23 protein-coding genes are annotated in these 19,047 nt (G+C 63.9%); 10 read left to right on the forward strand and 13 right to left on the reverse strand.

Translation table 11 applies throughout. The features are described 5' to 3' along the window. From ACQKQD_RS18440 to ACQKQD_RS18470, 7 genes are all read right to left on the reverse strand, one after another. Window positions 1–261, reverse strand: a complete 261-nt coding sequence (locus ACQKQD_RS18440; RefSeq protein ID WP_427509136.1) for a hypothetical protein — start codon at window positions 259–261, stop codon at window positions 1–3. Further along, the gene (locus ACQKQD_RS18445) at window positions 258–989 is read right to left on the reverse strand and encodes a hypothetical protein (RefSeq protein ID WP_427509137.1); all 732 of its coding nucleotides are present in this window, start codon (window positions 987–989) and stop codon (window positions 258–260) included. The genes ACQKQD_RS18440 and ACQKQD_RS18445 overlap by 4 nt, the downstream gene beginning before the upstream one ends. After that, window positions 989–3,949 (reverse strand): DUF927 domain-containing protein, encoded by a 2,961-nt coding sequence (locus ACQKQD_RS18450; protein ID WP_427509138.1) that lies wholly within the window; start codon window positions 3,947–3,949, stop codon window positions 989–991. Before ACQKQD_RS18450 ends, ACQKQD_RS18445 begins: the two co-directional genes overlap by 1 nt. Next, window positions 3,946–4,209, reverse strand: a complete 264-nt coding sequence (locus ACQKQD_RS18455; protein WP_427509139.1) for a hypothetical protein — start codon at window positions 4,207–4,209, stop codon at window positions 3,946–3,948. The genes ACQKQD_RS18450 and ACQKQD_RS18455 overlap by 4 nt, the downstream gene beginning before the upstream one ends. After that, entirely contained in the window at window positions 4,206–4,652 is a 447-nt protein-coding gene (locus ACQKQD_RS18460; RefSeq protein WP_427509140.1) for a hypothetical protein, read from the reverse strand. The genes ACQKQD_RS18455 and ACQKQD_RS18460 overlap by 4 nt, the downstream gene beginning before the upstream one ends. Beyond that, a complete protein-coding gene (locus tag ACQKQD_RS18465; RefSeq protein WP_427509141.1) occupies window positions 4,649–5,080 on the reverse strand; it encodes a hypothetical protein in 432 nt (143 codons plus the stop codon). Before ACQKQD_RS18465 ends, ACQKQD_RS18460 begins: the two co-directional genes overlap by 4 nt. Before the next feature lie 302 nt (window positions 5,081–5,382). Then, window positions 5,383–5,694: a hypothetical protein gene (locus tag ACQKQD_RS18470; RefSeq protein ID WP_427509142.1), complete on the reverse strand. Its 312-nt coding sequence runs from the start codon at window positions 5,692–5,694 to the stop codon at window positions 5,383–5,385. A gap of 229 nt (window positions 5,695–5,923) precedes the next feature. On the opposite strand from ACQKQD_RS18470, the gene ACQKQD_RS18475 reads away from it, so the two are divergent. The 6 genes from ACQKQD_RS18475 to ACQKQD_RS18500 all read left to right on the forward strand — a co-directional run bounded on the left by ACQKQD_RS18475 (window position 5,924) and on the right by ACQKQD_RS18500 (window position 11,849). Then, complete coding sequence (locus ACQKQD_RS18475; protein ID WP_427509143.1) at window positions 5,924–6,229, forward strand: phage baseplate plug family protein; 306 nt, start codon at window positions 5,924–5,926, stop codon at window positions 6,227–6,229. Beyond that, complete coding sequence (locus ACQKQD_RS18480; RefSeq protein ID WP_427509144.1) at window positions 6,229–7,104, forward strand: hypothetical protein; 876 nt, start codon at window positions 6,229–6,231, stop codon at window positions 7,102–7,104. Before ACQKQD_RS18475 ends, ACQKQD_RS18480 begins: the two co-directional genes overlap by 1 nt. A gap of 10 nt (window positions 7,105–7,114) precedes the next feature. Then, window positions 7,115–7,606, forward strand: a complete 492-nt coding sequence (locus ACQKQD_RS18485; protein WP_427509145.1) for a hypothetical protein — start codon at window positions 7,115–7,117, stop codon at window positions 7,604–7,606. A 130-nt stretch (window positions 7,607–7,736) separates the two neighbouring features. Continuing rightward, a complete protein-coding gene (locus ACQKQD_RS18490; protein WP_427509146.1) occupies window positions 7,737–8,441 on the forward strand; it encodes a hypothetical protein in 705 nt (234 codons plus the stop codon). 3 nt (window positions 8,442–8,444) lie between these two features. After that, a complete protein-coding gene (locus tag ACQKQD_RS18495) occupies window positions 8,445–9,308 on the forward strand; it encodes a baseplate hub protein (protein WP_427509147.1) in 864 nt (287 codons plus the stop codon). Between the two features lie 33 nt (window positions 9,309–9,341). After that, window positions 9,342–11,849 (forward strand): hypothetical protein, encoded by a 2,508-nt coding sequence (locus ACQKQD_RS18500; RefSeq protein ID WP_427509148.1) that lies wholly within the window; start codon window positions 9,342–9,344, stop codon window positions 11,847–11,849. Between the two features lie 12 nt (window positions 11,850–11,861). On the opposite strand, the gene ACQKQD_RS18505 is transcribed toward ACQKQD_RS18500, so the two are convergent. Then, window positions 11,862–12,221: a hypothetical protein gene (locus ACQKQD_RS18505; protein WP_427509149.1), complete on the reverse strand. Its 360-nt coding sequence runs from the start codon at window positions 12,219–12,221 to the stop codon at window positions 11,862–11,864. Between the two features lie 63 nt (window positions 12,222–12,284). On the opposite strand from ACQKQD_RS18505, the gene ACQKQD_RS18510 reads away from it, so the two are divergent. Beyond that, entirely contained in the window at window positions 12,285–13,304 is a 1,020-nt protein-coding gene (locus ACQKQD_RS18510) for a hypothetical protein (protein ID WP_427509150.1), read from the forward strand. A gap of 56 nt (window positions 13,305–13,360) precedes the next feature. Beyond that, window positions 13,361–14,665, forward strand: coding sequence for an AlbA family DNA-binding domain-containing protein (locus ACQKQD_RS18515; protein WP_427509151.1), 1,305 nt, complete (start codon window positions 13,361–13,363; stop codon window positions 14,663–14,665). Between the two features lie 10 nt (window positions 14,666–14,675). On the opposite strand, the gene ACQKQD_RS18520 is transcribed toward ACQKQD_RS18515, so the two are convergent. From ACQKQD_RS18520 to ACQKQD_RS18540, 5 genes are all read right to left on the reverse strand, one after another. Beyond that, a complete protein-coding gene (locus tag ACQKQD_RS18520; protein ID WP_427509152.1) occupies window positions 14,676–15,008 on the reverse strand; it encodes an HU family DNA-binding protein in 333 nt (110 codons plus the stop codon). Between the two features lie 102 nt (window positions 15,009–15,110). Continuing rightward, a complete protein-coding gene (locus ACQKQD_RS18525; RefSeq protein ID WP_427509153.1) occupies window positions 15,111–15,716 on the reverse strand; it encodes a hypothetical protein in 606 nt (201 codons plus the stop codon). Between the two features lie 30 nt (window positions 15,717–15,746). Further along, window positions 15,747–16,082 (reverse strand): helix-turn-helix domain-containing protein, encoded by a 336-nt coding sequence (locus ACQKQD_RS18530; protein ID WP_427509154.1) that lies wholly within the window; start codon window positions 16,080–16,082, stop codon window positions 15,747–15,749. Window positions 16,083–16,292: 210 nt separating this feature from the next. After that, entirely contained in the window at window positions 16,293–16,670 is a 378-nt protein-coding gene (locus ACQKQD_RS18535; RefSeq protein ID WP_091722696.1) for a type II toxin-antitoxin system RelE/ParE family toxin, read from the reverse strand. A 115-nt stretch (window positions 16,671–16,785) separates the two neighbouring features. Next, complete coding sequence (locus ACQKQD_RS18540) at window positions 16,786–17,547, reverse strand: hypothetical protein (RefSeq protein ID WP_427509155.1); 762 nt, start codon at window positions 17,545–17,547, stop codon at window positions 16,786–16,788. Between the two features lie 341 nt (window positions 17,548–17,888). On the opposite strand from ACQKQD_RS18540, the gene ACQKQD_RS18545 reads away from it, so the two are divergent. Continuing rightward, window positions 17,889–18,173: a hypothetical protein gene (locus ACQKQD_RS18545; protein ID WP_427509156.1), complete on the forward strand. Its 285-nt coding sequence runs from the start codon at window positions 17,889–17,891 to the stop codon at window positions 18,171–18,173. Between the two features lie 150 nt (window positions 18,174–18,323). Continuing rightward, window positions 18,324–18,977, forward strand: a complete 654-nt coding sequence (locus ACQKQD_RS18550; protein WP_427509157.1) for a helix-turn-helix domain-containing protein — start codon at window positions 18,324–18,326, stop codon at window positions 18,975–18,977. Window positions 18,978–19,047: the final 70 nt, after the last annotated feature.

Consider the following 19,047-nt stretch of genomic DNA (forward strand, 5'->3'; position numbering starts at 1 on the left):
TCAGGCTGCGGGGCGATGAAGGGCAGCGAAGGACGCGAGCACCGTCCTGCGGTCGAGGGCAGCGAGCGCTTCGAGCTGGTGCAGGGCGGCTTCAAGCTGGTCAGGGTTGGTCTCCGCCTGGCGCAGCGTCTCGGCGAAGATCTCGCCCCGGGGCCCGAGGGTGAGCCGGGCAATCGCCCTCATGGACCTCAGGCGAGCCAGCCGCTCGGCGGGGTCAATGTCCGGCCGCCAAGGGCCGAAGGCGTTCTGCGGGGCGATCATCGGCCCCACTCCCACCAAGGGACACCGGCAAGCTGACCGGGCTTCTCGCGGTGGGTGAGGTGCCCGAACCGGACTTCTGTGGCCGTGATAGCGCGGACCGGTCCGCTGATTGGCAGCACCAAAGCCCCGCAGGCGTCGACCCTGACGATGCCAGCCTCACGATGGGCCCCGAACAACCTCGCTGAGGTCCAGCCCAGCGCCTCGGCCTGGGGGCCGAACTGGTCGAGGAAGGCGTAGGCCCGGGCCAGCACCGCTTCCCACTCACCCGAACGGTATCCGGGGCAGGGCGGCCGCTCACGGTCGAGGCGGTCGAGGCCGGCGCGCCACTGAGTGACGCTATCACCGACCGGCAGAGGCACCAGATTTCCCGTTTCTTCTTCTTTTTCCCGTTTTCTAGAGAGGGAACGGGAAATGTAAGTGTTTGACTTTTCTAGCTTTTCCCGCTGTTCCCGCATTTCCCGTGGGTTCGCACATATGTCTCGCGCGCGCTCACTCGCGCACGCGCCCGCACGCGCCTGGGCAGTTTGAGATGGATCGGATACCTGATCCTTGTTTTGGCTACGGGAAATACGGGAAATCCGGGAAATGTCTTTATCTTCAATGGTTTGACCGTTCCCGGAAGCACCCCTGGAAACGGGAAATCCGGGAAATCCGGCACCTCTTGCGGGCTGCTTGGGCTGAGGCTGAACCGCCTCGGCCGTCTCGGCGAAGAAGGCTGCGAGGTCCATCAGCGTCGCCCTCCCTCGTGAACAGCGAAGGGCGGCTCTTCCCGGGATGTCGACCGAAACTCGGACCGATGCAGCGCATAGGCCTTCAGTTTCCCGATCTTGGGCACGTAGGCGAGGAAGTAGCAGTCGGCCGCCTTGCGCTTGGCGATGAGGCCCTGCGCGTCGAGGGCCCGCCCGATCTCCACTTCCTTCAGGGTCCCGCCCGCGGCTTCCACGATGCGGTGTGCCGGGATGTAGACGGCATCGTCGTCGTACCAGCCCAGAGCGTTGCGGTTGGCGGCACGGACGCCATCCTCAGGCTCGGTGGGCTGCACCTCCGTGTTCCAGCGCTCGGCCACCCAAGCCCTCAGGTTCGCCACCGCCTGCGTCTCAGGGTCGAGGGCCGCGGCGTCGGTCGAGGTGTTGAACTTGGCCCAGGCCCACCGAACCGCGTTCTCGACATCGACCGCGTCCGGAAGCACCCCGAACTTCCGAGCTAAGCGGCCGGCGGTGGCCAGAATAGCGAAGGGCAGGGCGGCCCGGCGAAGAGCGCTATCTGCTCCAGGGCCCGCGAGGCGATCGGCGGCGAGGTTGATCCCCTTCCGGATCTCATCCGCCTGCCGGTGCATCCCGTGCGCGATCAACGCTCTGACGAATGCCGGGCCGGCATGCCCGAAGTGCTGATCCACGGCCTGGATCTGGGCCATGACGGCTTGATCCACCGCGCGGTCAACGCCCGTGATGTCGACGTCCGGGATGCGGGTGGCCATGCCGCCATACCACTCGCCACCGTCACCGCGGACCTTCTCCTCCAGCGACTTCTCGGCCGACAGGATGACGAAGGTCGACCACGTATGGGACGCCCGGAGCTGCGCGTCCGCCGTCATGCGGCTTTTGCCGACGCCGGAGGCTAGCGAGTAGATTGTACGGCCCAGCTCCTTGCCGGTGACGTGGCCCAATTCGTCCAAGGCAAGGATGGTCCCGTTGGCGCGGGCTGCCATGCCCTCAACGCCGTTCGCCGTGGCACGGGCGCTTTGCAGTAGGCTATCGCGCTGGTCGAGCGCCGCCCGAGACCATGCCGAAACCGCAAGGCGCTGTGTCGTGGTCTTGCCGCCCGAGGTGGTCCCGCTGAGGTTGATGCCGCAGGTGTCGAGCCCGGTGAGGGATACCAGCGGGGCGGCGAACCCCGCGACGGCACCGAGGGTCCAGTGCGGACACCGGGTGACCCCTGCCGCTGCCGCGACGGCGGCGCGCCAGCCTTCCAGGGTGCCGCCGGCCGCGACCGCCTCGCTGATGCGCGAGCCCAAGGACAACTCCAAGGGCTGGCCTTCCGGCGCGCCGATGATCTCGCCGCCCGGGCAGACGAAGAACCGCTCGGCCGAGCCGTCGAGGCTATGCCAGCCGGGACGACGGACCACCGTGATCTCGTTCTGCGGGTCGGCGGCCTTGAGCACCTTGACCGCGATGTTCTCGCCGTCGTCCTCCGTCCGGAGGCCTGCGCCGAACAGCATGCTCCGGGTCTCGGAAGCCGCCTGCTTGGCGAAGGCGGCCCGCTCCACGTCGATGGCGCGGCGCTTCCCGCCCATGTCCTCAACCACGAGACGCAGCCCGTAGGCGTCGGCCTGGTCGAGGTACCGCAACCGAGCCAGCACCCCGAACGGGGAGGCGATCGGTTGCGTGACCAGCTCCTCCTCCACCTTCACGAACTTGCACACGCGGATCCGGCCGGCGTCGGTCCGGCGGTAGGTCAGGCTGAACGTGTCGAGGGTGGGCAACGGGTAATCGCGCTCTACTCGGGCAAGCTCGTCCTGGTCGCCTTGCCGGCGGCCCTCGTCCTCGATCTCCTCAGACGTCGCCTTGAACGGGACGGCGCGCTTCAGGCCCACCCGCACGGCTTCGGGGCCGTGGGCGCGGTACACGTCGAGCCAGTCTGTGCTGGTGCCGGGCTCACCCGCCAAGGCAATGTCGACGGAGAGGCGACGGCCGTGGCGCAGCGCGAACTTCCGAGCGGCCTGCTCGCCCCTGCGGGTCGGCTCCGGGCGGCTGATCTTGGCCGCCTCGTCCCGATCCGCAGCAACCGTGACCCGAATGGTTTTCGGTCCTGGAGTGAAGGCCTCGATGCCGCCCGCGTTGATGGCGGCGACCACGTAGACCTCTTCGTACTCGATATCCTCCCGGAGGGCGTCGGCGATGGCCGCAGCGGTCTCGACGCCTTCGGCCAAGATGCAGAAGGCCCGGGCATTCGGGTCGCCCCAGATGACGCTCCGGCCGGCGGTGCTCTCCTCCCCGATCCGCCGCGCCGACTTCTTCGGGTCTCTAGCCTTGCCGGACGCATCCCGCCCGAGGTCGGCCTTCCCGGCTCCGCCAGGAGCAAGGTAGATCCGATGGGCGTGCCGGTTGCCGGCAACGTCGACCTGTTCGAACACGGCGCAGGGATAGTCCCCAACCTTGGCCGGCTTCCCCCGACCCTTGGGCGGATCGAAGTAGCCCAGCGACCGGATCCCCACGGCCGCCGTGCTCGGCATCAACACGTCCTGCGGCTCCAGTCCGAGCCGATGGGCTAGGTAGGCCCGGGGCAGGTTGTCGTCCCGACGCTCGGGCGGGGCATTCAGCAGCGACGTGGCGTCCGTAGCCTGGAACCCGCCTTCCGCCGACTTCTCGCGGATGAGGTCGGTGGCGCCGATGGCCTCGCAACACCAGACCTTGGCCTCTTCGAAATCGACCCCGCGGACCTTGCTAGCGATATTGAAAACGGAGTCCGTCTTGTTGCCGGTGCAGGTGCAGATCGCCCGCCCCTTGCTGTTGAGGCGCCAATCCTCGGCCCCTCCATGGCCCGGATAGGGGCACCTGATGTGAGTGCGCTGGCCTGCGGTCCACGGGATCCCGAGCGACTGCACGATGGAGACCTCGTGCCCCTCAACCGCCTGTTGCGCGGCCTTCGTCGGCACGTACCGTTCGGGCATGTTGGCGGACGTACTCAAGCCGCGCCTCCCTCATGTGATTGGACGGTGGCGGCCCACATCTCGGCTTGGGCGAGCGTCAGCCCGGTCGCCTCGCACAGGGTGCTGTAGCGGTCGGAAATCGCGTAGCCGGAGGGGTCGCGTTCAAGGCGAAGGTTGCGGCGGCCGAGCCACCGGGTGACCCGGCGCTCACGGCGCCGGATCTCCGCACCCTGGCGGGCGCATTCGAGCATCGAGGCGAACAACTCGCGCTCGGACGGAGGCGGGAGGCGGTCCGTCATCCGTACCGCTCCACGTACCGGGCGTGCAGTTCGTTGAGGATCGTCACCTGCTTGGGTGAGATGCGCCGTCCCTCTGCGAGCTGCCGCCCCAGCGACCGGACGAAGGCAAATTCCCAATCGGTCAGGAACCCGCTGCGGTCGGCCTGTAGGACGTCGACCCGCGCCTTGTGCTGACGCTGTGGATCGCACCCCGCCCACGTCTGCCGCCACGAACCGTAAGCGAAGGGGCTAGGCTCGGGCTGGGCCGCACGCTCGCGGTAGACCACGACCTCGCGGGGCTGCGCTGTGATGTGATCCGACAGGTCTGTGATGCCGAGCCCGGCACCTTCAAGGATCCTGAGGAGACCGCGGGCGCCGGCCACCACCTGCCCTTCGTGGGAGCTGGCGAGTTGCCCGATGGCCTTTGCGCACTTCTCGGCGATGGGGGGAGGAAGCGCCGTCATGCTGCGCCTCCCTGATTATGGAAGGCCTGCATCGCCCAAGTGAACCGGTCGGTTGCCGCCGGGATGTGCGCGGTGAGCGCAGACATCGCTGCGACCCCGGCTCGGGCATATTCACGGTCAACGAGGTCAGGCGTCGTGGTGACGCCCTTCCCGATCTCCTGGGCCATGCCGATCAGGCCCTGAGCGACGAAGTGCGGCGCGATAAGCACGGGCTCGCCGTCGACCTCGACCGTGTGGCAGACCTCCTTCCAACTTTTCAGGAGAGCCGCCTTCAGGGCGCGACGCAGGTCGCGTGGCAGCGCGAGTGCCGCCAGCAATTCCTCATGGGCATGCCATGGCATGTCAGGGCTGTCAGCCGGCCCGCGGAAGAAGCGGACCGTGGCGCCGTTGATGCTAGCGGTATGGATGGGGGAAGCGGTCGCAATCATGCGCGCGCCCTCCAGCTCTCGACCCGGCCGAAGGCGTGCTGAGCAATGACCTCCGCAAGCTCGGTGCTGACGGAGACACGGTTCATCACCCTGCGAGCACGGGCGGCCTCGGGCGAAAACCCAAGGCAGGTCCGGTCAGGGTCTAAAGGCGGCGATTGCCGAAGGGCTCGGTTTCCACTATGTACGGTCACAGCAATTCTGACCTTTTCGGCCCCGCGCGGTGACCCCGTGTCGGGGCCGATTTTTTTGCGCGTCGGGGTAGCTTCGGGATGCCAGCGGGCATCGGCCCGCCAGGCGGCGGGTCAGGCAGCCTCTTGAGAGGCGCCCTTGCGCGAGGCCCGACGCGGGGCTCTCGGCATCTCATTCCGGCGGTGCTGACAGGCCCACCGGATCAAATCCCAAACAAAGTATCGGACGCCCCACGGCTCATCCTCGGGCTTCACGAAGACGGGGCCGGTGCCGGCGAACCGGCGGGCGCGCAGCCGCGCTTCGGGCTCACGGAGAAAGCGCGCGGCCTCGCTCTCGAACAGCAGCAGGTTCTCAGGAGCACGGACCCCGGGCGGCAGATCAAAGGCGGGAGCCTCCGCGGGTAAGATTTCGATTTCCTGCGACATCTGCGCCTCGCTTGGAAGGACGAGGGTCAATGTGCGCTGGCATCTACATAGCAAAAACAGCTACTAATCTATGCGATGTAGAGAAATATGGAGCTTATCTCAGGTCCATATAAAAGTCGGTCTTTTTCCTATGCGGGCTCGACCGTAGCTTAATCCCTGAAACCCGGTGATTGGCATCTGATTAGCGGATGGCTTTGCCCGGACCCAGCGCGGAGCATCAGCGCCTGCCATGCAGATCATCCCGCTTCAGGCCGTCCCGAACCAGTCGGTTAAGGCGCAACTCGGCAATCAGCCGTGCAAGATCATCGTCCAGCAGAAGCTCTACGGGCTGTTCGCGGATCTCTACGTCAACGAAGCGCTGCTAGTCGGCGGCGTGATCTGCCAGGACCGTAACCGCCTCGTCCGCTCGGCCTATCTCGGCTTCAGCGGCGATCTCATGTTCACCGACACGATGGGGACCGAGGATCCGACCTCTGACGGCCTCGGCTCCCGGTTCCAGCTCGTCTATCTCGACCCGAGCGAGCTGGTCGACTGATGCCCGAGCTTGTGAACGTTCCTGATGTCGACGGCGTGCCGGCGGTCTTGTTCGCCACGGGAGCCAGCGTCGGTATCGCCCTCGCGGCGGCCGACGACCCTGCCATCCTGTCGTTCTTCTCCGGCTCAATAGCTCGGCGATGGGGGCTATTCGGCCCAGATGGCGGCCCGGTCATCAATGCCGATTGTATTGCGGCCTTCGACCACAAGCGGGAATGGGTGATCGCCGATTACCCGGTCGAGCGCGGTGCGTTCGAGAGCTACGACAAGGTAGCGCTGCCGTTCGATGTGCGGCTCATCTATTGTGCGGGTGAAAGCGAAGCTAACCGTTCGGATCTCATCACATCCGTCGCAGCCATCGCAGGCAACCTTCAGCTCTACGACGCTGTAATGCCGGAGAAAGTCTTTCAGAACGTCAACATCGTTCACTACGACTTCGCCCGTACTGCGCAGCGCGGCGTCGGCCTGCTGACCGTCGCCATCTGGTGCCGTGAGGTTCGTCAGCTCGTCACCAACACCGGGGGCACCGGCACTCCGAGCGCTACCGGCGGCATCGGCGACGCGACAGCCCCCTCAGGCGCCAACCCGGTAGATGGTGGCGTGGTCCAGCCCCGCGACGCGACCCCGAGCGAGATGAGTTCGGTCGCCACGCAGGACTTCTCTGGCGGCTACAACGTCAGCGGCTACAGCGTGCCGGCCTACACGGCCGACGTGGGCGAGGCGGTTTTTACCGATCCTGCGACCGGCCAAGAGGTCGGGCGGGTCCCTGGCTCGTCTGCCCTGCCGCAGACCTCCTCCAGCATCAGCGGCCTGTCCCCTGCCGGACCGGACCAATTCTCCAGCCTCAACGTCGGCTCAGTGCCAGGCATCTCCTAGAGGAACCACCATGGCCCGCAGGACCAAGCGCATCACCATCCCCTCCGACGATCCCAACAACCGGGACACCGGCAAGACCTTCCTCCTCACGGAGATGGATGCAGAGCAGGCCGAGGACTGGGGCATCCGTGCCCTGCTGGCCCTAACCGCTGCGGGCGCGGAGATCCCTGACGACTTCGAGGGCGCGGGGATGGCCGGCATCGCCGCCATGGGTGTCCAGGCGTTGCAGAGCCTGAAGTATGACGACGTGAAACCGCTCTGGCAGCAGATGTTTGAGTGCGTGCAGATCTGTCCGGACCCGCGCAACCTGCAACTCGCCCGCGCCCTCGTCCCTGACGACATTGAGGAAATCTCCACGCGCCTCATGCTGCGGAAGGAGATCGTAGAGCTTCACGTAAATTTTTCGCGGCTCGCAAGCCTCTCAAAGTCGGAACTTTCGGAGACGGGCCCCCTCGCGGCTGGCGTGATTACCAGAACATTCCCCGCAACATCGCCACAGTGATCAGCAGCGGGAAGGCTGAACTCTATCAGCTTCAGACCGTGTACGGCGTGCGGGACCTCTACAACATGCTGGAGGTCATCACGATTGATGGACACAACGCCAGGATGGCGGAACAGGCGAGAACGAAGTCATGAGCGGCGGCACGGCGGGCGGGCAGACCGATCAGACCACGGGTCAGCAGTCTCTGACCGGCCCGAACTCCGATGTGAACCGGCATGCCTTCCACGTTGATCAGATCGACATGGAGAAGCGGTCGCACTTCACCGCCAAGATCGTGGCCGTTCACAACCGGAACAGCCTTACTCAGCCTTGCACGGTCGATATTCAGCCGACCGTGAAACAGGTCGACGGGTTGGGAAAGACTTCATCGCACGGCACGGTCTACGGGATCTCTGTCCCGCGCAACCAGTCCGGTGATAGCGTCATCATCAATGACCCGCAGGTTGGGGACACCGCTACCTTCTCGGTTCTCGACCGGGACCATTCCGCGGCTCGGAACAACGACTGGGCCGAGAGTAATCCAGGCTCGTTCCGACGCTCAACCCTCTCAGATGCTATCTTCGGGGCTGTGCTTCCCCGGAAGGCTCAGCAGGTCAAACAGTTCATCCGCTTCGATGATGCTGACGGCGGCGGTGGGATGACCATCCAGGACCGCAACGGCAACTCGCTCACCTCGAACAAGTCGGACGGCTGGAACCTGAACGGCGTCAAGATCGACACCAAGGGCAACATCACGTCTCCGGGCAACATGACGGCCGGTCAGGGCACCGCGGATCAGGTCGACCTCCAGGGCCACGCTCACGGTACGAGCGGCCCGCCGACGCCGGGGAGCTAGCCCGTGAGCTTCACCAAAAAGTGCCTCGACGTGGAGCTGACGCTGAAGTCCGGCACGTTCGCAGGCAGCAACCAGAACAGCCAGCGGTTCACGGGCCATCGGGTCTCGGCACACATCATCCAGCCGGGCGCACCGGACATGGGCCAGTTGCAGCTCGGCATCTACGGTCTGCCGCTGGAGATGATGAACCGCATGACCACGATGGGGCGCCAGTACGCCCTGCGGGATGCGAACTCGGTCAAGCTCTACGCCTACGAGGAAGGGCAGACCCCCAACCTCGTCTTCACCGGCACGATCTTCGACGCCTACGCCGACATGCACGCCGCTCCGGGGGCCTGCTTCCGGATCGCGGCGAAAGCCGGTGTCCTGGGCAACATCAAGGATGCGGCCCCGACATCCGTGAAGGGGTCGGCCAAGGTCGACACGGTGATGAAGCAGATATGCCAGAAGGGTGGCTGGCAGTTCGAGAACAACGGCGTCGATGCGATCCTAGACAACCCGTACCTGCCGGGCTCTGCTTTCCGACAGGCGGTCGCGGTCATGAAGGCAACCCGCTGCCTCATGCACATCCACAACGACACCTTGGCGATCTGGAAGCCGGGCGGCTCGCGGCAGGGCTCGGTGCCGCTGATCTCCCCGCAGACGGGAATGATCGGGTACCCCCGCTATCGCCAGGTCGCTGTCGAGGTCAGCACTCAGTACAACCCGAACGTCCAATTTGGCGGCCGGATCAAGATCCAATCCGATCTCACGCCCGCGTGCGGCGAGTGGTCCGTTGTCTACGTTGAGCATGATCTTGAGGCCGAGGTCGTCAACGGCAAATGGGAAACGCTTATCCAGACCGGCGGGGATGGGATTGAGCAGTGAATACTCAGGCGGATGACGTGAGGGGCGGCTGATATGGCAACGGTTATTGATGCGTTGGTGGTGACGCTCGGCCTCGACCCTAAGGAATTCACGAAGGGTCAGAAGGAGGCGGCCGCTGCCCTCCTCAAGACGCGCAAGGCCGCCGAGAAAGAGGCCAAGGAGATCGAGCGCAGCCTGGACAGGGCCAGCGAGGGCTTCGACCGGCTGATCCGCAACGCCCTCAAGCTGTTCGCCGTCTTCACCACCGGCCGGGCGGTGAAGGACTTCATCAGCGACATCACGGCCTCGGACGCCGCGGTCGGACGCCTCGCCAAATCGCTGGAGACGACCCCGGAAGCCCTTACCGCTCTCGGGGGGGCCGTCTCCCGCTCCGGGGGCTCCGCGGACGCTGCTGCGGGCTCCTTCTCGAAGCTGGCCAACTCCTACAACGAGATGAAGCTGACGGGCCGCAGCGCGACCTACGACATGCTCTCGCGGCTTCAGGGCGCCACCGGCAAGGTGATCCATTACGGCAAGGATACCCAGCGGACGCTCTACGACATCGCCGACGCCGCCAAAGCCATGTCGGAGAAGGCGGGCGTTTCCTTCACGACGAACCTGCTGGAGCAGGCGGGGCTGGATCCCGGTACCATCGCGCTCCTGGTCCAGGGCAGCGACAAGCTGAGGGAGGCGCAGGAGAAGGTGAAGCGCCTCGGTGGGGTGCTATCGAAGGCGGACACGGAGAACGCGCAGCGGTTCTCGACCGCCATGCACGATGTCGGCACGATCTCGGAAGGGCTCGGCCGGACCATCTGGACCAACCTGTCCCCCGCCATCAGCGAGATCATCGAGAAGGTCATCAAGTGGTACGAGGCCAACGGCGAGTGGCTGCGGTCGCAGATCGCCGAGAAGGTCAAGCAGCTCGCGGACTACCTGCGCAGCATCGACTGGAACGGCATCGGGCAGGCGATCAAGGATTTTGCGACTGGGGCCAACGATGCGGCCAAGGCGGTCGGCGGCTGGAAGGTCGTATTCGAAGGCCTGTTGGGCGCGTGGCTGTTCACGAAGCTGTTCGCCCTCCTGCGGGTTCTAGGCCTCATCCGGCTCGCGATCACGGGTTCAGCCACGCCAGGGATCTTCGGTTCCCTCTTGGGGGCGTTGGGCATCGGCGGCACGGCGGCGGTTGGCGCGGCCGTGGGCACGGCGATCGGCGCAGATGCGGCGGTCCCGAACGCCGCGAAGCCGGGCGTCAGCAACCACTGGGACGATGAGGCCAGTGGCGCAGCGGGCGGTGCGGGCATGGGTGGTGTCTTCCGGCGCGGCGGCCGGTGGCTGAAGCGGAAGCTCGGTATCGGCGGGGGCGCAAGCAGTGAGGCAGGCGCCGCTACCGGGACTGCCGGCAGCCTGACAGCCCTCTACGAGGCTGAGGCGAAGCGAGCCGGGATTGACCCACGCATCCTTCACGGCATACGTGCGGGCGAGTCCCTACACAGCAATTCTTATGATGTGAAATCGGACTCCAAAGAAGACAGCTACGGTCCATTCCAGTTGAACCGTCGTGGCGGTCTTGGTGCAGAGTTCGAGAAGGAAACCGGGCTAGATCTACACGACCCAAAAACAATTCCAGCCCAAACACGATGGGTTGCGGAATTGATCAAAAAGCGTGGCCCCGGCGTGCTCAGCCAGTGGTACGGCTACAAAGGCCCTCGCGATGCTGATCCTAGCTGGGGTGAGAGCGGATACACTCCCTCTCAGGACAGGAAGGATATCCCGGCGGTCAATGGCGCTGGTGGAGTGGATCAGCGGCAGGGCAACGCGCAGCATCGAACGCAGGGGATCTCTGATGTTCTGGGTCGGCAGATCTCGGCGGCAGCCGCAGCGGCCGGTGTCAACGCCGAGGTCTTTTCGGGCGGCCAGGACCCAGCGCATCAGTACGGCAGCACTCGCCACAACCACGGCAATGCTGCCGATCTGAAGCTCTACACGACGGGTCCGAATGGGCAGAAGCGCTACCTCGACATGACCAACGAGGCCGACCGCGTGGTGATGGAGAAGTTCATCCGCGAGAGCGTGAAGGCTGGCGCCAACGGTGTCGGTGCTGCCCCGAACTACATGGGTGCTCACGGCATCCACGTCGGCGGCGGCTCTCCTGCCGCCTGGGGGGCCGGCGGCTCGACGGCCAACGCCCCTGAGTGGGTGCGTCGGGCGCATCAGCAGGGCATGGAAGATCGGCTCGTGGCAGCAGCCGCGGCGGCGAAGGCCGCAAAGCAGGCCCCCATGCCCGATGCCCCGCCTAAGCCCGAAGCCGCATTCGATGCGGCTCGCCGAGCTGGCGCTGCGGCATCGGTGGCGCAGGCGAACGCAGCCAACGCTGCAGTGGTGAGCCGTACCAGCAACGACAATCGCAGCGCTCAGGACAACCGGCGGTACGACGAGACGCACCTGCACAACGTCAACGTCTACCCCGCGAACGGCACGCAATCGTCCATCATGGCCGAGCTGAAGCAGGCCTCGAAGGGCGGGAAGGCGTTCGCCGCTGCGGCAGACTATGGAAAAGCGTAGCCTTGCCGGGTCTTAGGCCCCACAGGCATGAGGGCTTGGGAGCGTGCGCCCAGCCTTCACCTTGGCATAGAGATCGTTGATGGCTGTGCCGAGCGAGGCTTTCGGCGTCAGGCGGCACTCAGCCTCGACCAAGGCGTTGATGGCGCATTCTGACGGGTAGCTGGTGAGTGGCCCGCGCGCCTTCACGTAGGTAGCCACGCCCTCCCAGATCTGCGGCATCAGATCGACGATGTCGCCGGTCGGATCGGACTTTGGATTGGCGTAGTACCGGCAGGGGATTTCGCGGAACCCGAAGCTGGCATCAGCGCTGCCTTGGGCCATTCCCTGACCTGTGGCGGCAATGAAGGCAACGGCGGCGAGGGCGTAGCGCATACTGCACAGGTGGCATTGCCCCCTCAGGTTGTCGAGGGGGATGCGGACGCCTAGAGGCGATCCATGACCTTTGATTTGGGCCGCTTCGTCTACAACCTGGATAGCAGTTTCCAGCACGGCGGGGCGCACGCTCTGCGCGCTTTCATAGGTCGGCACCTGACGGCAGACAGGTGGATCATCGCCAGCGATTTCAACACCGCGACGCGAGGAACCGGGCACGATGTCTACTCCTTCGCACTCTACCCGATTTCGCACCAAGGGCTTGACCCGGTTCGGGCCGCCCTAAGCCAGTGCTTCCCCCGCGATTTCAAGCACACGGGGCGGCTAACCTCGGAGCAGAAACGGTTCTTTGAGACCGAGACGTGCTTCTGCTTCGTGTTTCTGGTCTCGCGGGACTCCCACTTCTTACGCAGCGATGACCGCCAAGCCGACTTGATTGCGGTGTGGGACCTATTTGAGAAGACGCTTGCCAGCATAGCTGGAACCGGCACACCGGAACGATACGTCCGGCACGTGCGTAAGTTCTACAACGAAGCCCGCAAAAAGAACTTTAGCATCTACCTTCTCGAACGCGTCCTAATTCTAAGCCTATTTAACGCATATGTCACGTGGAAGCTCGCCGCTAACACACCTATCCGGATATTTTCTTGGTTTCCGGACGATGACGACATGACCAATTATTGCGATGGAGCTTTCTATGCCTTCACGACGCTGAACTTCAATTGGCTTTGGCAGACCAACCGCCGCGGACAGCTGATGCCGGAGATCGGCATGAAGAACCACGCCAGCACCGATGCGAACCTAGCCGCGCTCGTGGATGACCTCATTCGTGTTCCCGACTTCCTGTCTGCCGTCCTGTCGCGCTGGCGGGTCGAAGACAACAAGCTCTTCCCGCCACCAGGTGCGAAGCGTCCGGCTATCCGCCGCTACATGCAGCTCATGCGGGCATGGCTGAACGAGAATGACAACCTCTGGGTCGGGAATTGCCGCCTGCAGGGTGAGGACCTCTACACAGCCCGGGTCATCAGCGCGCGGTCGCCCAAGCGCCTGTTGCGCTATCGAGAGCGCCTGACGGCGCGGTAATGACGGCTGTTGGCACGGCAGTTAGCATGCCGACCCCAGGATTTCTGGAGCGCTGTGTGTCCATTCTCAGCAAGTCCATAGGCACGATCACGAAAGCCGACCTTGATGCTTTGGTGGACGCTCGTGCCCGGGAGACGAACGAACTGGAGTTCAAGGGGGACCTTCCCTTCAAGCCGATCAAGAACCAGCCCGAGAAGGCGGATCGCTGGATTGAGAAGGGCGACGGGGTCGGCAACCTGGCGCGAGACGAGATCCTTGCCGAGTTGATCGCCTTTGCGAATGCAGACGGTGGAACCCTCGTCTTGGGACTGCATGAGGCGGGGACCAACGACGAACCTCGTGTGGCTGACCGCCTTCAGGCACTGCCTCGCTGCGAAGCCCTCCTGAAGCGCCTGCTCGATGCCGCAGAGGATACGATTGAACCCCGCTTGGTCAGCTTAGCCGGCCAGGCTATCCCAGAGGACGCCAAGGGATCCGGGTTCATCGTGCTGCGAGTTGGCAAATCGATCCGCGGTCCTCATCGCCTGCAGGGCACTCGGGAGTTCTACATTCGGCGAGGCGAGCGGGCCGCAAAGATGGATGTTCGGGAAATCAAGGATCTGACGCTGGACCTCGCCAGGACTGGCGACAAACTGGAGGCCGCATTCGCCGAGAGGCAACACTTAGCCGACGGCAGGTGGCAGATAGCAGAAAGCCAATCCGTTCAAGGGAACCGAGGCCCCTTCCTGATAAGGGTAACCGCAATTCCCTCCGTCCATACACAGATACCTGACCTCACGAAGAGGCGTGATCTTTGGTGGAACGGGGGAGCATTCCACACCACCATTGGCAACAAGGATCTGGCTTCAGACTATCCTTCTCGGATGTTCAATGGCTACCCGCGGCCGCGCCTGCGGGCCTTCGAGATGCTGCCTGACCATGATGCCAATCAGCGTCTTTACCGCACCCTTCGGGGCGACGGCTTAGTAGAGTTTTCTCTCACTCATGCGAGGTACAATAGCCAGCGCGCTCTGTTCGGCACGCATGTGTATTTCGATTGGGTCGCTCAGCTAGTCACTGGCGTATTATGTCAAATTGACCGGCTGCGGAGACGGGCAGGGCAAGAGGTAATCTCGTATGCCCTAGAGCTTGAAATTCGAAGCATTGATGGATCGTTTTTATTCCTGTATGGCGACCGTGAAAGCTCGTCCTTTGGCCAGAATGATCAGTCAGGAGCCGTAATACTGCCCCGTCTTGAGGTTGCCGGGCCGGCAGATTTCGGCGCTGTGCTGTCATCGTTCCTTCTGGATATGTCCAATGCGTGGGGCCAGCATTGGGATCTACCCGTTACCGTACCTTGGGACAGGCTGCTCCGGGACTGAAAAGGGTCTCCTAGGACGCTTGAAGCAGGCGCAGCACCTCGCCCTCAGGTTCAGGATCGGCCTGCCGGCGGTTGAGCCGCGCCTGCATCCCCTTACCCGGCTTGAAATGAACGTGCGCTCTGGCCGGGACGACCACCCGCTTGCCAGTGCGTGGGTTCCGGCCGGCGCGGGCCTCGCGGTCCCGGACGCAGAACGTGCCGAAATCGCGCAGCTCGACGCGGTCGCCAGTCACTAGCGCCCCGGCGATGCGGTCAAGGATGGCGTCCACCACTGCCTCGACGTTCCTCGTGTAGAGGTGCGGGTTCTGCGCCGCGATGCGGGTGACGAGTTCGGACCGGATCATGGCCGGACCTGACGCTAGGATTGGGTCTGTCGGCAACCCACTCGTGCGGAGGCTCCACGGGCCTATAGTCGCGCAGCGGCTCAAGCTCCTCGGCAGGTGGGATTAGGGGCTCTCCCGCTCAGCGACCGAAGCCGGCTGGGGCTGGGCTCGCAGGGGTTCATTCTTTCTCCACGCGACATGGAGTGATCCGCGCATCATCGGATTACCACTGCGGAACTCGTCCCATGTTGATTGGGCATCGCGTTGCGGCCAAAGATAATTGATAAAGTGCAGATGGCTTCCCTGCGTCCAATGATTATCCCGGTCTGAATAGTCCCTCTGATCGAAATATATGAGATGCCAGTTAGATAGATCTGGCGTATAGAACAAATGCCCGTTCAGCAGACGGCGTTCGTTGAACATAGACATAGTCTTGTTCATCGCCTTCTGCGCGGGAGGCGAGGCTTTGCCCGGCTTGCTCTCCCTTATTGCCGCAAAATCTTTTTCGCCCCACTCCAGATGTTCTGGCGTGAAATTGCGATGGTGTCGTTGATGAAGCCACGGAAGTCCGCCCGAGAGAGCCGCCAAAATGATATTAGCCGGTTCGTCTCGGGCGATTACCGTCCGTTGAGCGAGTTTCTTGAGATCGCTCTTCCTCCTACAGCACATCAATCCCAGCAGCGTTGGTGGGATGTCGTCGCCGACCGCATCTTTGGGGTGCCCGCTCATCGTTCTCTGATGGCTGCCTCAGGTTCTACGTCAGGCCACCTTTAGAGACATGCGCCCGCGCCGCTCGGCCTTCGACGGTCTGAGCGTGATTTCCACGTCGTCACCGAGTTCACGCGTGAACTCGAACATCCGTTCAAGCGAGAAGCCGAGCACGCGCCCGCGCAGCAAGTTGGACACGTCGGGCTGCTTCACCCCGAGCACCTTAGCGAACTCGGTTTGGCTGAGCCCTCTACGATCCATCTCGGCGCGCAGGCGCATGACGAGGCGCGCCTTGATCGCCTCGTCTGCGGCCTCTGGCACGTCGAGGTCCGCGAAGACATTGCCGCTGCTGACCTCGAATGTGATCGGCTCATCTTCCACCTGCACGGACGGGGCTTCGGCTTCTTTAGGAAGCTTCGCCTTGACGGGGCGAGTATCCCGAGCCGGCGCTCGTAGAGGCGCTTGGGGGGCTACAGTACGACCTGTGGGCTTTGCGGTTCTGGCGAAGGAGGCGGGCATGGGGGCGGTTCCGTGAGTATGAGGGTCATAGCCTCGCGAGAGGAGGGGGCTCCACGCGGGCCGAATGCCGCCGGCCGACTAACCGGCGTCCCGAAGTTTCAACAGGGCTTTGTGCATCTCCTTTGCGGCGGCGAGCCGCTTCCTGATCCGGTCTAGGTCCACCACGGCCGTCTTCCGCTTGACGGTCGATTTCTTCTGGAAGGCATCCAGCACGAAAATGAAGCCTTCCAGCTTCACCGTGTAGACCGCCCGGAACGTGTCACCATCAAAATCCGTCACGACTTCAACAGCTTCGATGCCCTTCAACGGCTTGGCGTGCGGATGCTTCCCGCCGCACTCAGCCTCAAAGAGAGCCTGACCGAATTCGCGTCGGACCTCGGCGGGCATCGCTTGGATATCCCGCCGCGCGGAGGCCACGAAGATGACTTGGCGCGACGGCTCGGGCTGATCGGGCATGGCGCATTCCTATAGTGAAACTACTATAAGCGCGGCCGGTTGCAGGGGCAAGCTGCATCTCCGAACCCGTCAATCCTCACGAGTTTCGTTCGGCATATCGACCGCGCGTAGACCCTCACCGCATGGCTCGGCCCGTCCTACCGCCCGCGAGAATTCTCACAGGATCGCTTCGGCCGAAGTCGACCGCTGCCCCTCGGCAGCCCTTCTTCGGTTCCGCATCCACAACCCGGCTTTGTGGATCTCCCTTATCCGTGGGGTGCAGGTTTTTGCACCCTATGCTGCCCAACAGCGCCGGGGCCGCGGATCGCCCTCCCCTGCGGAGCCATTGCAGCCACTCCCGGCTGATGATCCGCAGCACGTTCGGGTCGCTCTTCCTGCCCTGATGGCGCCGCTCCTGGATGGTCAGCAGGCCATCGCCTTCGGCCAACCGGATCGCAGCCTGAGCCAGCCGGCGGCAGACACCGGCCCGCGCCGCGATGGCGTCCACGGGCAGCCCGCAGGCTCCATGCCGGGCGACCTCGTCCCCCACGATCCGAAGGACGGCGAGTTGCCCTGCCGTGAACCTTGAGGCCAAAGCGGGCGGCATCGGACCGGAGCAGGCCAGCCGGCGGCGGCGCTCAATGGCCACAGATCGCTCAGGAGCCCTCTGGAGACGCTTCGGCGGAAACAGCGTCACTCGGCCGAGCGGAATGCCAACGGGCGCCAGTGCCTCTCTAATCGCATTCCTGCGGCTATGCAGCGCCTCAGCTAAGCCTTGGGCTTCGTCGTCACCGACGATCCCGGAGGCATGCGCCTGCCAGACCTGACGGGACAGGGCGTCCATCTGGGCAAGCGTCGTCGCGCCGCCGATCGCGGCCGACATGGTGGCATGGAACATCGTTCACGGACCCTCATGGGCCGCGGCTAGGATCTGGGCAAAGCCTTCCCGTTGACGGAAACAGGTTCCGTCTTGACTCCCGGGGGGGAGCTATGGCTTGTGAGGGGAAGTGACTCGCGCCTCACAGCGCCTTGGGTTTTCAGCAGCCTCTTCCTTGCCGGGAAGGGGCTGTTGGCTTTTCAGGGTCTATCTCGCGGCGATTGCTCTCCTGAATGGCCGGCTCACGACTCGCCGGGGCGAGCATGGCCGTGACCGCCCATGTCGGCCGGGCGGCACGCTTAAGTCAACGTTAGGGGCGCTCCTCCGACAGTTTGCCTGCCCGCAGCGGTAGGAGCGCCACCATGCCCAAGCCCAAGGTGGATCGGTCGAAAATCAAGAAGCCGAAGAAGGCCATCCTATGGGACCTGAAGACCGTCCACGCTGACATCGACCGAAAGAGCTGGGCTGTCCTGGATGAGCTGGGGGTCGACGAGAACGCGAGCATGGCGGCCTTGATCGTCGAAGGCCTGAACCTCGTTCTCGCGGCTAGGGGTATCGAGGTTCGGGTCGAACGCAGGACCCCAGAGATGGGCGAGGCCGGCAGTGCGTCGGTGCCCTCGCCTCAGCCGCAGGGAAAGCTGCTCTAGCTTAACCACTGGGCGTACCGACAAATCTGGTGGTTGGCCCCTTCTAGACCCCCGGTTCGTGGCTGAGACCACGGCTTTGTAACCAGCCCGCAAGGAGTGCCATCGCACCATCGCTCACGTCGCCTAATGCGGGCGCAGATTGGCTGAGCGATGTACGACTGGCTGGGGTTGGAACATCTCTATGCGACCGGTCGCCCGATAATTGAGGACGATATAGACCGGCTATATGAGATGCCGGCGTGTACGAGGATCCAAGAACGCCAGCGCAAGTTTTTCAGAATACCGCCATCTTGGCCGGTGAAGAGCGTCACAGTTCCTTGTGCGAGCATCGACCCCGACACCGGCTTCGAGGACCACTTTTGCATTAAGGGCGAACCGAACATCATTCGCCACGGGCACGGAGACTTCACCGCAAGCGATAGGCGTATAGCGAACGCACCGACATCGCTTCTAATCGACCGCCAACGCTTCAGGTGCCGCACCTGCGGGAAGGTCTGGTCTGAAGCCATGCCCGACATCCGTGAGGAGCACGAGATGACGCGGCGGCTTCATCGTGATCTGGCCATAGCCTCCACTGAAGACCCGTTCCAAAAAGTTGCAGCCCGTTACGGTGTCCATGAGAAAATGGTGCGGACCATTTTCCATGAGTACAGCGCGGCAATGTTGGAAGGGTTTCAGTTTGATTTGCCTGAAGTTCTAGGTTTGGACGACACAAGGCTTCTAGGCCATCCGAGGCTCGTCTGCACCGACGTGCGGGAAGGGAAGATCCTCGACATATTTGGGTTCTTCGTCATCCGGGGTTGATCTGAGGTCAGAACGTACCGGCCTCCAGATCGGCCTCCAAGGTTGATAGCTCGATGCCGAGGAGCCACAG

This window comes from Methylobacterium sp. NPDC080182 (genome assembly GCF_050281105.1).
Taxonomy (GTDB): domain Bacteria; phylum Pseudomonadota; class Alphaproteobacteria; order Rhizobiales; family Beijerinckiaceae; genus Methylobacterium.